Origin of the sequence: Nonomuraea terrae (assembly GCF_044465245.1) — a bacterium.
In the GTDB taxonomy this organism is placed as follows: Bacteria; Actinomycetota; Actinomycetes; order Streptosporangiales; family Streptosporangiaceae; genus Nonomuraea; species Nonomuraea terrae.
On record NZ_JBITLL010000009.1, the window covers coordinates 615,655 to 630,249 of the forward strand.

At 70.5% G+C, this 14,595-nt stretch carries 13 protein-coding genes and 1 riboswitch; of the genes, 5 read left to right on the plus strand and 8 right to left on the minus strand.

Annotated features, from left to right (window positions below):
* Positions 1 to 8: 8 nt before the first annotated feature.
* Positions 9 to 2,342: a helicase-associated domain-containing protein gene (locus tag ACIBP6_RS45155; protein ID WP_397061211.1), complete on the plus strand. Its 2,334-nt coding sequence runs from the start codon at positions 9 to 11 to the stop codon at positions 2,340 to 2,342.
* Here ACIBP6_RS45155 and ACIBP6_RS45160 read toward each other — a convergent pair whose 3' ends face one another.
* On the minus strand, positions 2,343 to 3,650 hold the full coding sequence (locus ACIBP6_RS45160; RefSeq protein WP_397061213.1) for a hypothetical protein: 1,308 nt from the start codon (positions 3,648 to 3,650) through the stop codon (positions 2,343 to 2,345).
* A gap of 279 nt (positions 3,651 to 3,929) precedes the next feature.
* Here ACIBP6_RS45160 and ACIBP6_RS45165 point away from each other — a divergent pair, with 279 nt between their 5' ends.
* Complete coding sequence (locus ACIBP6_RS45165) at positions 3,930 to 4,277, plus strand: hypothetical protein (RefSeq protein WP_397061214.1); 348 nt, start codon at positions 3,930 to 3,932, stop codon at positions 4,275 to 4,277.
* A 114-nt stretch (positions 4,278 to 4,391) separates the two neighbouring features.
* Positions 4,392 to 6,038, plus strand: coding sequence for a DNA repair helicase XPB (locus ACIBP6_RS45170; protein WP_132613344.1), 1,647 nt, complete (start codon positions 4,392 to 4,394; stop codon positions 6,036 to 6,038).
* A gap of 201 nt (positions 6,039 to 6,239) precedes the next feature.
* On the opposite strand, the gene ACIBP6_RS45175 is transcribed toward ACIBP6_RS45170, so the two are convergent.
* Positions 6,240 to 6,557 (minus strand): hypothetical protein, encoded by a 318-nt coding sequence (locus ACIBP6_RS45175; protein WP_397061216.1) that lies wholly within the window; start codon positions 6,555 to 6,557, stop codon positions 6,240 to 6,242.
* A gap of 121 nt (positions 6,558 to 6,678) precedes the next feature.
* Here ACIBP6_RS45175 and ACIBP6_RS45180 point away from each other — a divergent pair, with 121 nt between their 5' ends.
* Together ACIBP6_RS45180 and ACIBP6_RS45185 are read left to right on the plus strand one after the other, a co-directional pair.
* Positions 6,679 to 8,730: a HelD family protein gene (locus ACIBP6_RS45180; protein ID WP_397061218.1), complete on the plus strand. Its 2,052-nt coding sequence runs from the start codon at positions 6,679 to 6,681 to the stop codon at positions 8,728 to 8,730.
* A 64-nt stretch (positions 8,731 to 8,794) separates the two neighbouring features.
* Positions 8,795 to 9,325, plus strand: coding sequence for a YbhB/YbcL family Raf kinase inhibitor-like protein (locus ACIBP6_RS45185; protein ID WP_397061220.1), 531 nt, complete (start codon positions 8,795 to 8,797; stop codon positions 9,323 to 9,325).
* A 54-nt stretch (positions 9,326 to 9,379) separates the two neighbouring features.
* Here ACIBP6_RS45185 and ACIBP6_RS45190 read toward each other — a convergent pair whose 3' ends face one another.
* The 6 genes from ACIBP6_RS45190 to ACIBP6_RS45215 form a co-directional block, all read right to left on the minus strand.
* Entirely contained in the window at positions 9,380 to 9,610 is a 231-nt protein-coding gene (locus ACIBP6_RS45190) for a hypothetical protein (protein ID WP_397061222.1), read from the minus strand.
* 150 nt (positions 9,611 to 9,760) lie between these two features.
* Positions 9,761 to 11,386 (minus strand): chaperonin GroEL, encoded by a 1,626-nt coding sequence (gene groL / locus ACIBP6_RS45195; protein ID WP_132613334.1) that lies wholly within the window; start codon positions 11,384 to 11,386, stop codon positions 9,761 to 9,763.
* Between the two features lie 325 nt (positions 11,387 to 11,711).
* Positions 11,712 to 11,912 (minus strand): cold-shock protein, encoded by a 201-nt coding sequence (locus tag ACIBP6_RS45200; protein ID WP_132613332.1) that lies wholly within the window; start codon positions 11,910 to 11,912, stop codon positions 11,712 to 11,714.
* 245 nt (positions 11,913 to 12,157) lie between these two features.
* Complete coding sequence (locus ACIBP6_RS45205; RefSeq protein WP_397061225.1) at positions 12,158 to 12,433, minus strand: MoaD/ThiS family protein; 276 nt, start codon at positions 12,431 to 12,433, stop codon at positions 12,158 to 12,160.
* A gap of 24 nt (positions 12,434 to 12,457) precedes the next feature.
* Positions 12,458 to 13,690 carry a threonine synthase gene (thrC, locus tag ACIBP6_RS45210; protein WP_397061227.1) on the minus strand — a complete coding sequence of 411 codons (1,233 nt, stop codon included), beginning with the start codon at positions 13,688 to 13,690 and terminating at the stop codon, positions 12,458 to 12,460.
* Positions 13,691 to 13,703: 13 nt separating this feature from the next.
* A riboswitch (SAM riboswitch) is annotated at positions 13,704 to 13,844 on the minus strand.
* Between the two features lie 79 nt (positions 13,845 to 13,923).
* A complete protein-coding gene (locus ACIBP6_RS45215; protein WP_111178496.1) occupies positions 13,924 to 14,478 on the minus strand; it encodes an RNA polymerase sigma factor in 555 nt (184 codons plus the stop codon).
* Positions 14,479 to 14,595 lie beyond the last annotated feature (117 nt).

Genomic DNA, 14,595 nt, shown 5'->3' on the forward strand with positions numbered 1-14,595 from the left:
TGGCAACGATGGAGTTCACGGAGTGGATCAGGGGGCGCACCGACGAACAGCTGCGGGCGCTCGTCTCCGCGCGTCCCGAGTTGATCACTCCGGTGCCCGCGCATCTGGAGGGCCTCGCGTCCCGCGCGGCCAGTCCTTCGGCGATCGGCAGGGTGCTCGACCGGCTCGACCGGTTCACGCTGGCGGTCGTGGAGACGCTGGCCGTACGGGAAGACCCGGTGTCGAAGGACGAGCTGCGCGACCTCGTCGGCGCCGCGCTCGACCCCGGCGAGGACCCGGAGCCCGCGCTGTCGTCCGCCCTTGAGAGGCTGGCCGACCTGGCGCTGGTCTACGGCCCCGACGACGCGCTGGGGCTCGGCCCCGGCGTGCGCAAGGTGCTCGACGACCCGGCCGGGCTCGGCCCGAGAGCCGCCGACGCGTTCCGGCACCACCCGCCCGAGCAGCTGGAGGAGATGGCGGACGCCGTCGCGCCGAGCACCACGGGCTCGGGCAGGGAACGGCTGGCGGCCGCGCTGGCCGAGCCCGCGGAGCTGGTCGAGTCCGTCTCGCCGGCGGCCAGGGCGGCCCTCGACCAGCTGGTGTGGGGCCCGCCGACCGGGCGGGTGCCCAACGCCCGCCGCGAGGTACACCTGGCCTCCGCACGTTCCCCCATCGAGGAGTTGCTCGCCCGCGGCCTGCTGGCCGCCACCGGCGAGGAGAGCGTGACCCTGCCCCGCGAGGTCGGCCTCCACCTGCGCGGCGGCCGGGTCCACCGCGACCTGCTGGCGGTGCCGCCGCAGCTGCGGGGCGCGGCCCGCGACCGCGAGCTGGCCGACCGCACGGCCGCCGGGCAGGCGTTCTCGTTCGTCAGGTCCGTCGAGGAGCTGTGCGAGCGGTGGAGCATCGAGCCGCCGGGGGTGCTGCGCACCGGCGGGCTGGGCGTCCGCGACCTCAAGCGCACGGCGGTCGAGCTCGACCTGCCCGAGTGGGTGGCGGCGCTGGTCGTCGAGGTGGCCCACGCGGCCGGGCTGATCGCGGCCGGCGGAGGCGTCGACGGCGAGTGGCTGCCGACCTCGGGCTACGACCTGTGGCGGGTGAGGGGCACGGCCGACCGCTGGGTCACCCTGGCAGTCACGTGGCTGCACATGGATCGGGTGCCCGGCCTGGTCGGCGAGCGCGACGACCGCGACCGGCCGCTCAACGCCCTCCACACCGACCTGCGCCGCTCGTCCGCGCCGAGCGTGCGGTCGGCCACGCTGGGCGTGCTGGCCGCCGCGCCGGGGCTCGCGCCCGACCGTGACTCCGTGCTCGCCCGGCTGGCGTGGGAGCAGCCGCGCCGCCGGGGGCCGTTGCGCGAGCAGCTCACCGACTTCGCGCTGCGCGAGGCCGAGCAGGTCGGCGTCACCGGGCTCGGCGTGCTGTCCGGGCACGGCCGGGCGCTGATCGAGGGCGGCGACGCCGCCGAGGTGCTCGCGCCGCTGCTGCCCGAGCCGGTCGACCACGTGCTGCTCCAGGCCGACCTCACGGCCGTCGCCCCGGGGCCGCTGACCAGCGAGCTCAACCGCTGGATGACCCTCACCGCCGACGTCGAGTCCAAGGGCGGGGCCACGGTCTACCGGTTCAGCGAGGGCTCGATCCGGCGGGCGCTCGACGCGGGCCACGGCGGCGAGGAGTTGGTCGCGATGCTGGCCCGTCATTCGGCCACACCGGTGCCGCAGGCGCTGTCGTACCTGGTGACCGACGTGGCCAGGCGGCACGGGCGCATCCGGGTGGGCACGGCGAGCGCGTACATCCGGTGCGACGATCCCGCGCTGCTCGACCAGATCACCGCCGACCGCCGCTCGGCCGCGCTGCGGCTGCGCCGGCTCGCGCCGACCGTCATCGCCTCCCGCTCGCCCCGGGCGGCGCTGGTCGACTCGCTGCGGGCCATGGGGTACGCCCCGGTCGCCGAGTCGCTCGACGGCGATGTGATCATCTCCCAGCTGGAGAGCCGCCGTACCGAGAGCGTGGCGCCGGCCCGGGTCGTGGGCTCGCCCAACGGCCTCGACCCCGAGGTCGCGACGGCGGCGGTGCGCGCGTTGCGCGCCGGTGACGCGGCCCATCTGGCCCGGCGCGAGCCGGTGGACGCACCCGACGGCCAGGTGCCGCGCTCTCCGGCGACGGCGACGATCTCGGCGCTGCAGGAGGCGATCAAGCAGGGCGTACGGGTGTGGATCGGCTACCTCGACTCGCAGGGCAACGCGACCTCGCGCATCCTGGAGCCGGCCCGCATGGAGGGCGGCTATCTGACCGCGTACGACGAGACACGCGCCGCCGTCCACCGGTTCGCGCTGCACCGCATCACGGGCGTCGCCGGTCTCTGATCAGGCGCGCGACAGGGCCAGTGACCGCGCGGCCACCACGGCGGCGGGCCCGTGGCCGGTCTCCAGGCGGCGCAGGTGGCGTACGGCGTCACCGGGGTAACGCGCGGCCAGCGCGCCGCCGAGGGCCGCGGCCGCCGTCACGCGCACGTCCTCGGGCCCGTCCGCCCAGGCCAGCGCGATCCCGAGGGCCTTCGGGGCGAGGGCGTCGTCGGCGCACATCGACGACAACACGCCGGCCGCCGCCGCGCGCTCCGCCGCGTTCCCGCGCGCCCAGACCTCCAGGAACGTATGCCGTACCTCCGCGAACGAGTGCGCCGCGAGCAGCGCCACGGCCTCGGCGGCGGACGCCCGGACGGCGGGGCCTTCGCCCGGCAGCGACAGCGCCCAGTCGCGCAGCGGCTGCCACAGCCAGAAGCCGTACCGGACGACCAGCTCCGCCAGCACCTGCGCGCGCTGGTGCGGGGCCAGGAAGGCGACCAGCCCGTCCCGTGAGCCGACCAGCGGGCAGGACGGCGGCCGCTCGCCGGTCTCCCCGCAGAGCCGCTCCAGCCGGGCGAGCTGCCGGTCGAAGGCGGGCGCGGGCAGCCGGTGCGCGAACGCCGGCGCCGCCACCGCCAGCACCTCGCGCAGCGGCGGCTTGGTGTCGAACCAGGCCGCCACCTCCTCCCCCTCGGCCTCCTCGCCCCGCGCGACGCGGGCGGCCAGGCGGACGACCTCGGCGGGCGTCGCCAGCAGATGCGCAATGTCCCGGGCTCGGGCGACGTCCTCGGCGCTCACCCCGTCCCGCCGGTCGAACGTGCTCAGGCACAGGTCGAACAGCTCCCCCGGCTCCGGCGCGACCCACGGGTGCTCCACCTCGACCGCCGCGGACGGCCCGCCGTCCCTGGTGATCACCAGGTACGACCCCAGCTCGGCCAGCTTGCGGGCCAGGTCGACCAGCGCGGTGCGGTCGGTGCTCACCGTGACCCAGTCGTGCAGCAGGTACGCCCGCCCCGGCTCGTACTCGGTGCCGGTGAGCAGTTCGTGCGCGGTGGCGGCCGGCGACAGCACGGTGATCCGGCCCTCGGCCAGCGACATGCGTGACAGCAGCGCGACCGCGCCGAGCCGCCGCCCGGTCCCCTCCTCGCCCACGAGCACGAGCAGGCGGCACGCGGCCAGCCGGCGTACGCCCTCGGAGAACCCGGCGGGCTCCAGGTAGGAACGCAGCAGCCCGTCGGCCTCCCGCCGGCTCAGGTCGCGCGTGACCGGCCCCGCCACGCGACTCCGGGTGAGCATGTCGATCTCGCCCTGTTCAGGCGTTTCCGTCACGAATTCACCTCGGGGATCAGCAGGAAGGGGTTTCTCAGGACATGGGGCGGTACCCGGCAATCGAGGCCCACCACCATGGCACGATCGAAGGCTCCGGGAGACACGAAGAACAACAGAGAGGGATTATTGCTCTTTACGGGCTAGGAGCCCCGTCCAGACGGACTAGTCACGGCCGCGACCCCTTGCCGGGCCGGGCTTCGCTCCGTCCATCGTGAACGCGCGCACCGGCCAAGCCGCGGCTCCATTTCGTGATAAGTGTTGACGTGTCTGGAGGTGAAGATGAGCCAAGACCCGCCGGGATATCCGTACATGCCGTATGGCACGCCCTACGGCGAGCAGCCGCCACCGCAGTACGGCTACGGTCCACCGCCGCCCCCGCCCAATGACGGGCCCATGGCCAACGCCATCGTCTCGCTCGTGCTCAACCTCCTCGCGCTCGTCAGCTGCTGCAACTTCCTGGGAGCGCCCGGCGCGATCTGCGCCGGCCTCGCGCTGAGCAAGCACCGCACACAACCGCGGACCGCCCGCACCCTGGTGATCTGGAGCTGGGTGCTGTTCGGTCTGGGCTTCGTGCTGGGCATCGGCACGTTCCTCTTCCTGGGCTTCAGCGGCTACCTCGAAAGCTGACGCCGGACTAATCACGGCCTCGCTGTTGTTGGAGAGTCGGAGCGGGGGAGCCGGGATCAGGAGACGATGGTCCTGTTGCGCAAGGCCCCGCACTGACCCCACGGAGAAACGCAAGTGAGCGATGGACCGCTGATCGTCCAGTCGGACAAGACGCTGCTGCTCGAGGTCGACCACGAGCGAGCCGACGCATGCCGCAAGGCGATCGCGCCGTTCGCCGAGCTCGAGCGTGCCCCCGAACACGTCCACACCTACCGCGTCACCCCGCTCGCGCTGTGGAACGCCCGCGCCGCGGGCCACGACGCCGAGCAGGTCATCGACGCGCTGATCGGTTACAGCCGCTACCCGGTGCCGCACGCCCTGCTCGTCGACATCGCCGAGACCATGGCGCGCTACGGCCGGCTGCGCCTGGAGAAGGACCCGGTCAACGGCCTCGTCCTGACCTCCATCGACCGCGCCGTGCTCGAAGAGGTGCTGCGCTCGAAGAAGATCCAGCCGATGCTGGGCGAGCGCATCGGCGACGACTCCGTCGTCGTCCACCCGAGCGACCGCGGCAACGTCAAGCAGGCGCTGCTCAAGCTGGGCTGGCCGGCCGAAGACCTGGCCGGTTACGTCGACGGCGAGCACCACTCGATCAAGCTGCTGGAGGAGGGCTGGTCGCTGCGCCCCTACCAGCGCGACGCCGCCGACGCGTTCTGGAACGGCGGCTCCGGCGTGGTCGTGCTGCCCTGCGGCGCCGGCAAGACGATCGTCGGCGCGGCCGCCATGGCGCACGCCCAGGCCACCACGCTCATCATGGTCACGAACACGGTCTCGGCCCACCAGTGGAAGACCGAGCTGCTCAAGCGCACCTCACTGACCGAGGACGAGATCGGCGAATACTCCGGCACGAAGAAGGAGATCCGCCCGGTCACCATCGCCACCTACCAGGTGATGACCACCCGCCGCAAAGGCGTCTACAGCCACCTTGAGCTGTTCGACGCGCGCGACTGGGGTCTGATCGTCTACGACGAGGTCCACCTGCTGCCCGCGCCGATCTTCCGGATGACCGCCGACCTGCAGGCCCGCCGCCGCGTCGGCCTGACCGCGACGCTGGTGCGCGAGGACGGCCGCGAGGGCGACGTGTTCTCGCTGATCGGGCCCAAGCGCTACGACGCGCCCTGGAAGGAGATGGAGAACCAGGGCTGGATCGCTCCGGCCGACTGCGTCGAGGTGCGGGTGACGCTGACCGACGAGGAGCGGCTGGCGTACGCGATGGCCGAGTCGGAGGAGCGTTACCGCTTCTGCGCCACGACGCCGTCCAAGACCCAGGTGACCGAGGCGCTCGTCCGCCGCCACCTCGGCGAGCAGGTCCTGGTGATCGGCCAGTACATCGACCAGCTCGACGAGCTCGGCGAGCACCTCAACGCCCCGGTCATCAAGGGCAGCACCCGGATCAAGGAGCGCGAGCGCCTCTACCAGGCGTTCCGCGACAAGGAGATCCAGGTGCTCGTGGTGTCGAAGGTGGCCAACTTCTCCATCGACCTGCCGGAGGCGGCCATCGCGATCCAGGTGTCGGGCACGTTCGGCTCGCGCCAGGAGGAGGCCCAGCGGCTCGGCCGGGTGCTGCGGCCCAAGGCCGACGGCGGGGGCGCCCGGTTCTACACGGTCGTCAGCCGCGACACGGTCGACCAGGAGTTCGCCGCGCATCGGCAGCGGTTCCTGGCCGAGCAGGGGTACGCGTACCAGATCATCGACGCCGACGACGTGCTCGGCGGGGTGTGACGCTGGGTGCCCGGCCGCTCGCGCCGAGCGGCCAGGCGTTCAGCATGGTCTCACGTCCACGAGACTCCGCGGGTCGAAGACAATCCAACCACCCCCCTCACCTGCGTACTATCACGCCGCCTGCGACATACCCCCATGATCCGACAAACCCACCTGATATGCCCGAATTTTTCGGTATTTCCTGGTTGTTCGGTTTCGGGGTCAGCGCACCAGCAGGCCGCCGACGAACAGCACTCCCTCGGCCGCGATCCAGGCCAGCATCCCGGCGCCCATCACGCGGGTGAACGCACGCTGGTCACGGCGGGAGAAGGGCATCAGCCAGGCGCCGGCCGTGCAGACGGCGGCCACCGCGGCGAACAACCCCGACACACCGGTGACCGCGCCGAGCCGCTGCGCGCACGCCGGCTGCCCATCGACGCAGAACGCCTGCAGCCCCCACCCCGCGAACACCGACAGCGCCCAGAGCGCCGCCAGCAGGAAGCTCGCGATCGTGGGGATGATCGGCGAATACCGCACCACGTCTTGAGGCGTACCCCACCCCCGCTCGGTAAATGCTTTGGAAGCGTGTCGGAGTCACCACTAAACTGGCGGATTCGCTGCCTTAGACCACCTCCGAAAACCCACAGGGAGGCGCTTCCGCATGCCCGCATCCCAGCTGGCACCCGACATACCCTCTGACGTACTCGCCGCCGAGCAGGCCCACCTGGCCGCGTCCAGGGCCGCGCTCAAGGCGATGCGCGAGCACGCGCAGTCGCTCTCGGCCGACGCGGCCGGCGACTGGGTGTCGCAGCAGATTCTGCAGTCGCTGCTCGACCAGCGGGTGGCCGCGCTCGCCGACCACCCCGACACACCGCTGTTCTTCGGCCGCCTCGACCGCGAGGCCGCTGAGCGAACGAGCGCGCGACCGGAGCGCGACGAAGGAGCCGACGAGGAGCAGGTCGACCTGCCCACCACGATCTACGTCGGCCGTCGCCACGTCCACGACGGCCACAGCAAGCCGCTGGTGATCGACTGGCGGGCGCCGGTGTCCCGCGCGTTCTACCAGGCGAGCCCGGCCGACCCGATGGGCGTGGCCCGCCGGCGCCGCTTCGGCTACCACGGCGGCGCGCTCACGGCGTTCGAGGACGAGCCCCTGGGCGAGGGCGTCGAGCTCGGCCCGTCGAAGATCCTCACCGACGAGATCGAACGCCCCCGCACGGGCCCCATGCGCGACATCGTCGCCACCATCCAGCCCGACCAGGACGAGATCGTCCGCGCCACGCTGGCCCAGACGGTCTGCGTGCAGGGCGCGCCCGGCACCGGAAAGACCGCCGTCGGCCTGCACCGCGCCGCCTACCTGCTGTTCACCCACCGCGAGCGGCTGGCCAGGTCGGGCGTGATGATCGTCGGCCCCAACCGGGCCTTCCTGTCCTACATCTCCTCGGTGCTGCCCGCCCTCGGCGAGGTCAAGGTCGACCAGACGACGGTGGCCGGGCTGCTCGGCGAGCACGCCGCGCCGGAAGATCCGCTGGTCGCGGCGGTGAAGGGCGACGCCAGGATGGCGGCGGTGCTCGACCGCGCGCTCTGGCTGCACATCGTCAAGCCGGAGGAGGGCGTCGTCTACACCCAGGGCGTCTACCGCTTCCGGGTGGCCGACTACGAGGTACGCGAGATCGTCGCCTCCCTGCGCGGCACCACCCGCTACAACCCGGGGCGGGCGGCGCTCGCGCAGCGACTGGCGCACATGGTGCTGGTCCGGATGGAGCAGCGCGGCGAGTCGCCCGACGACCGCGTGCAGGACGCGGTGGCGCGGTCGAAGCCGGTCAAGCAGCTCGTGGAGGCGGTGTGGCCGAAGCTGACGCCGGAGCAGGTGCTGTACCGGCTGCTTTCGGACCGCGAGTTCCTCGCCAAAGCCGCAAAGTCCGATTTGTCGCCTGAAGAGCAGGAAATGCTGATCTGGCGGAAACCGTACCGGAGCTGGAAGTCGGCCAAATGGTCGGCCGCCGACGCCGCGCTCCTCGACGAGCTGCGCGACCTCATGGAGCGCACGCCGTCGCTCGGCCACCTGGTCGTGGACGAGGCCCAGGACCTGTCCGAGATGCAGCTGCGAGCCCTCGGCCGGCGCTGCCGCAACGGCTCGGCCACCGTGCTGGGCGACCTGGCCCAGGGCACCACGCCCTGGTCGACGAGCTCGTGGCAGTCGGTGCTCGAACATCTCGGCCAGCGCGAGGGCGAGGTCACGGAGCTGACCCTCGGCTTCCGCGTGCCGCGCGAGGTGCTCGACTACGCCGCCCGCCTGCTGCCCTCCATCGCCCCGGGGCTGGCCGCCCCGCGCTCGCTGCGCCCCGGCGCCGGTTCGCTCTCCGTACGCGCGGGCGGCTCGGTGGCCGAGGCGGCCAAGGAGGCCCTGGCGAAGGAGGGCTCCATCGGCGTGATCGTCCCCGACGCGCGGGTCGCCGAGGTCTCGGCGGCGCTGGCCGGCCTCCCCCACACGGTGCTCGACCCCGACTCCGCCGAGGACCACCGCCTGCTGGTCATCCCGGCCACGCTGGCCAAGGGCCTGGAGTACGACCACGTCATCGTCGTCGAACCGGCCGACATCGTCGAGGCCGAGCCAAGGGGCCTGGCCCGGCTCTACGTCGTCCTGACCCGAGCCGTCACATCTCTCACGGTGGTGCACGACAGGCCGCTGCCGGCCGAGCTGACCGCATGACGTCCGGCGGGCGCGGCCGATTCTAGGATGGCGGGGCAAGCAGCTCTCAACCTAGGAGGATGCCGTGCCCGCACCCCTTCCCCATGAACACCTGCCGTCGGTCCCCGCGCTCCTGGTCGAGAGCGACGACATCCGCGACGGTGAGACGCTCAGCGAGCTCCACGTCTTCAACGACTGGGGCATGTCGGGCCAGAACCAGTCGCCCCACCTGCGCTGGTCGGGGGCTCCCGAGGGCACGCGCGGCTACGCCGTCACCTGCTTCGACCCCGACGCCCCGACGGGCAGCGGCTTCTGGCACTGGGTGTCGTTCGACCTGCCGGCCTCGGTGACCGAGCTGCCCACGGGCGCGGGCACGGGCCCCGACTTCAAGGGCCTGCCGGAGGGCGTCGTCCACGCCCGCAACGACTACGGCGTCAAGGCGTACGGCGGCGCCGCCCCGCCGCCCGGCGACCCGCACCGCTACGTGTTCACGGTGCACGCCCTGGGCGTCGACAAGCTCGGCGTCGACAGCGACACCAGCCCGGCGGTGGTGGGCTTCAACATCACGGCCAACACCCTGGCGCGGGGCCACGTCATCGCCTACTACGGCGTCTGACGCGGGCGGCGCCCCGCCACGACCGACGGGGCGCCGTCGTCCGGCTCAGCCCCGCTAGTAGGCGCAGGCCACCATGCCGGGGGCGATGCGGTCGACCAGCGGAATGCCGAACGACGAGACCGGCACGCACACCGGCGTCCGGTACGGCGTCAGCAACGCCCAGCCGTGCTGGTAGCGGTGGTCGTCCCAGTAGTCGTCGTCGGCGTGGGCGGGGGCCGCCATCGCGGCGGCGGCGGCGAAGGACAGGACGGCGATGCCGGCCAGGCGCTTGCTGCGGGAAAGCATCCTCTGCTCCTTGCGTGTGAGGTCGGTGTGGCCACCACTTTCCCGCACGCGGCCCGGCCGCCCCCTCGCGAAACGTCATCGGGGACGTACAGAAACAAGAACGGCCCGGAAAAACCGGGCCGTTCTGTCGTACGTCCGAGGCGAAAAGACCTAGAAGTCCATGTCGCCGCCGCCCGGCATGGCCGGAGCAGCAGGGGTCTTCTCGGGCTTCTCGGCGATGACCGCCTCGGTGGTGAGGAAGAGCGCCGCGATGGAGGCGGCGTTCTGCAGCGCTGAGCGCGTCACCTTGGCCGGGTCGATGATGCCCGACTCGAACATGTTGACGTACTCGCCGGAAGCGGCGTTGAGGCCCTCACCAGGGGTGAGGTTGCGCACGCGCTCCACCACGACGCCGCCCTCGAGGCCGGCGTTGACGGCGATCTGCTTCAGCGGCTCCTCGAGCGCCTTCTTGACGATCGCAGCACCGGTGGCCTCGTCGCCGTTGAGCTCGAGCTTGTCGAACGCCTTGGCACCGGCCTGCAGCAGCGCGACACCACCACCGGGGACGATGCCCTCCTCGACGGCCGCCTTCGCGTTGCGGACGGCGTCCTCGATGCGGTGCTTGCGCTCCTTGAGCTCGACCTCGGTCGCGGCACCCGCCTTGATGACGGCGACGCCACCGGCGAGCTTGGCCAAGCGCTCCTGGAGCTTCTCGCGGTCGTAGTCGGAGTCGGTGCGGTCGATCTCGGCGCGGATCTCGTTGACCCGGCCGGCGATCTGCTCGGCGTCACCGGCGCCGTCGACGATCGTGGTCTCGTCCTTGGTGACGACGACCTTGCGAGCGCGGCCCAGCAGGTCGAGGGTGGCGGTCTCGAGCTTGAGGCCGACCTCCTCGGCGATGACCTGGCCGCCGGTCAGGATCGCGATGTCGTTCAGCATCGCCTTGCGGCGGTCGCCGAAGCCCGGGGCCTTGACGGCGACCGAGCGGAACAGGCCGCGGATCTTGTTGACGACCAGGGTGGCCAGGGCCTCGCCCTCGACGTCCTCGGCGATGATCAGCAGCGGCTTGCCGGACTGGACGACCTTGTCGAGCAGCGGCAGCAGGTCCTTGTTGGCGGAGACCTTGCTGTTGACGATCAGGATGTACGGGTCTTCGAGCACGGCCTCCATGCGGTCGGAGTCGGTGACGAAGTACATCGACGTCATGCCCTTGTCGAAGCGCATGCCCTCGGTGAGCTCGAGCTCGAGGCCGAAGGTGTTGCTCTCCTCGACGGTGATGACGCCTTCCTTGCCGACCTTGTCCATCGCCTCGGCGATGAGCGCGCCGATCTCGGGGTCGGCGGCGGAGATGGAGGCGGTCGAAGCGATCTGCTCCTTGGTCTCCACGTCCTTGGCCAGCTTGGAGAGCTCCTCGCTGACGCGCTCGACGGCGGCCTCGATGCCCTTCTTCAGGGCCATCGGGTTGGCGCCGGCGGCGACGTTGCGCAGGCCCTCGCGCACCAGCGCCTGGGCGAGCACGGTGGCGGTCGTGGTGCCGTCGCCGGCGACGTCGTCAGTCTTCTTGGCGACTTCCTTGACCAGCTCAGCGCCGATCTTCTCCCACGGGTCCTCGAGCTCGATCTCCTTGGCGATGGAGACACCGTCGTTGGTGATCGTGGGAGCGCCCCACTTCTTCTCCAGCACGACGTTGCGGCCCTTGGGGCCGAGGGTCACCTTGACGGCGTCGGCGAGCTGGTTCATACCGCGCTCGAGACCGCGCCGGGCGTCCTCGTCAAACGCGATCATCTTGGCTGCCATAAGGCTAGACCTCCCAGATGCAGGGTGGCTTACAAGGACCGAGCCGACGCCCGCGACGGCATGGGTCAGCATCTCCGTTCGGCAGACCCCATCGTCTCGATCCGAGTTGGCACTCTGCTGCACAGAGTGCCAACGAACTGTTTAGCACTCTACCCTGCCGAGTGCAAGCGAACGCCTCCCCATCTGGGGTTTACGCCCAGCTCATGAAGTCTGTACGGCGAGCCGCCACGCGGCCCGCCGTACGAGAGTCGAGGAAACCAGGGCGACGGCCCGCACGGACTGCGCTGCCGTGCGAACCCGTCACGCGCTTGCCGGCGACCGCTGATCAGACCGAGCGGACGGCCTCCGCCTGCGGCCCCTTCTGCCCCTGCGTGATCTCGAACTCGACGCGCTGACCCTGCTCGAGAGATCGATACCCGTCCATCAGGATCGCTGAGTAATGGACGAATACATCCTTACCACCGTCTACCGCGATGAAGCCGTAGCCCTTGTCCGCGTTGAACCACTTGACGGTGCCCTGCGCCACTTCCGACTCCTCTTACTTGTCTCACAGATCTCGCCCATTCCTCCGCGGGACCTGTAATCGCCCGACTTAACGGAAAATCAGTCGAGACGATCGCCCTCGACCATACCTGTGGCAAGGGGTTTGGCAACAGAGTCAATCTGCGAACCGCTATTTGCTCCGGCGCGAGTAGTACAACGTTAAATGAAACCGGAAAAGCAGAAGGCGCCCACTAGGGGCGCCTTCAGGAGTGTGGAGTCGGGCCGGGCTCAGCCGCCGGCGACGGCGGGGATGATGGAGATCTGAGTGCCCTCCGGGGCCGGGGTGTCGAGACCCTGGGCGAAACGGACGTCCTCTTCCCCAACGTAAACGTTGACAAAACGACGAATCTTGCCCGATTCATCCAGAATTCTCGGACCGATCCCCGGGAAGTCGGAGTCAAGCTTGGCGAGCACGTCACGAAGCGTCGCGCCCTCGCTGCTGACCTCCGCGTTCCCCCCGGTGTAGGTGCGCAGAATGGTGGGAATCCGCACAGAAACGCTCATGATTTAACTTGCCTTTCCTGGTTGTCAGACAGTCGCGCGGAACGCGTCGAGAGAGGGCTTGATGACGGCCGTCGGCACGGCGTCGTCGCTGATCGCGTCGAGCGTCTTGAGGCCGTCGCCGGTGTTGAGCACCACGGTCAGGGCCTCGGGGTCGAGCTGCCCGGTCTCGGTGAGCTTCTTCAGCACGCCGACGGTCACGCCGCCCGCGGTCTCGGCGAAGACGCCCTCGGTCGAGGCGAGGAGCTTGATCGCCCGCACGATCTCGGCGTCGGTGACGTCCTCGACCGCGCCGCCCGTGCGCCGCGCGATGTCGATCACGTACGGCCCGTCGGCCGGGTTGCCGATGGCCAGCGACTTGGCGATGGTGTTGGGCTTGACCGGCTGCACGACGTCGTGACCGGCCTTGTACGCCGTCGACACCGGTGAGCACCCGGCGGCCTGCGCACCGAAGATCTTGTACGGGGTGTCCTCCACCAGGCCCAGCGCGACCAGCTCCTTGAAGCCCTTGTCGATCTTCGTGAGCTGGGAGCCTGAGGCGATCGGCACGATGATCTGCTCAGGGAGCCGCCACCCGAGCTGCTCGGCGATCTCGTACGCGAGCGTCTTGGAGCCCTCGGCGTAGTACGGCCGCAGGTTGACGTTGACGAAGCCCCACTTGTCGCCCATGGGGTCGCCGATCAGCTCGGAACAGAACCGGTTGACCTCGTCGTACGTGCCGTCGATGCCGACGAGCCGCCCGCCGAAGACGCGGGCCATGGCGATCTTGGCCTTTTCCAGGTTGGCCGGGATGAACACGCACGCCTCGAGGCCGGCCCGCGCGGCGGCGGCGGTGACCGCGCCCGCGAGGTTGCCGGTGGACGAGCAGGAAAGGGTGTGGAAACCGAAGTTGCGCGCCGCTTCGACGGCCATCGCGACCACCCGGTCCTTGAAGGAGTGGGTGGGGTTTCCGGAATCGTCCTTCACATAAAGGGAGTTGATACCGAGCGCTCGCCCGAGGTTTCCGGCCTTGACCAATCGCGTCCAGCCCGGGTTCATATTGGGCTTGGTGGCCACGTCGGCCGGAACGGGAAGCAGTGCGCGGTAGCGCCAGATGTTGGCGGGGCCTGATTCGATCTGCGCCCGCGTCACCTCGCCGAATTCGTAGGCCGCCTCAAGCGGCCCGAAACACTCTTCGCAGGCGAAGATGGGGCCGAGCGGGTAACGAGCGCCGCACTCGCGGCAGGACAGAGCGACAGCAGGACCAAAGTCGAGCGACATGAAGCGAGGCCTTCCCTCATCTTCGCCCACGGCCACCTTGACCGCGAACCGGAATTGGCACCTGTCCCGGTCGGCCTCGCCACGTCGCGAGTCACAAGCCGGGAGGGTTGCCGGGGCTTCGCAGGGCCGGTCCCTCCACCCCTCTGGATGAGCAATATGAAGTTGTTGAAATGGACTCTACCCGCCTAAGTGGCCGATATTACCACCCGTCTCACTATACGAGACGCACGGTCTCAGCGGTAGTCGTCCCCCAGCACGGCCTGCACGTATTTGCGGGCCTGGTGAATGCGGGACTTCGCGGTGCCGAGCGGGATGCCGAGCTGCTCGGCCACCTCGTTGTAGTCGAGCTGGACGATGTCGCGCAGCACCAGCGCCTGCGCCAGGTCGGGCTTGTCGGCCTCCAGCGCCTCCATCGCGTCGAGCAGGTCGAGCCGCGAGCCGGCGATCACGCTCACCCGCCGTGCGTCGGGCTTCTGCATGGGCAGCTCGTCGGAGGTCTGCTCGGCCGCCCGTCGCTTGAGCGACCGGTACGTCGTGCGCGCGCAGTTGGCCGTCACGATGTGCAGCCAGGTGCTGAACCTGGCGCGCCCCTCGAACCGCCCGATGTTGCGGGCCACCGCCAGCAACGTGTCCTGCGAGGCCTCCTCGGCGTCCTGGTGGTAGGGCAGGATCCGCGAGCAGTGGCGCATCACGTCGGGCTCGATCCGCGCCAGGAGCTCGCCCAGCGCGCGGTGGTCCCCCGCGGCGGCGGAGCGGGCGAGTTCCTCGGTTAGCTCATCAAGCGCCATAGCTGGGATCCTAGATCGAAGGGAGCCCGGTTGACGTCCTCCTTCCCGAAGGGGAGGGGATTCCAACCGTCGCGGCCCGGCCTTCCGCTCCACTGCCGGTCTCCTCGGAGGTATTCG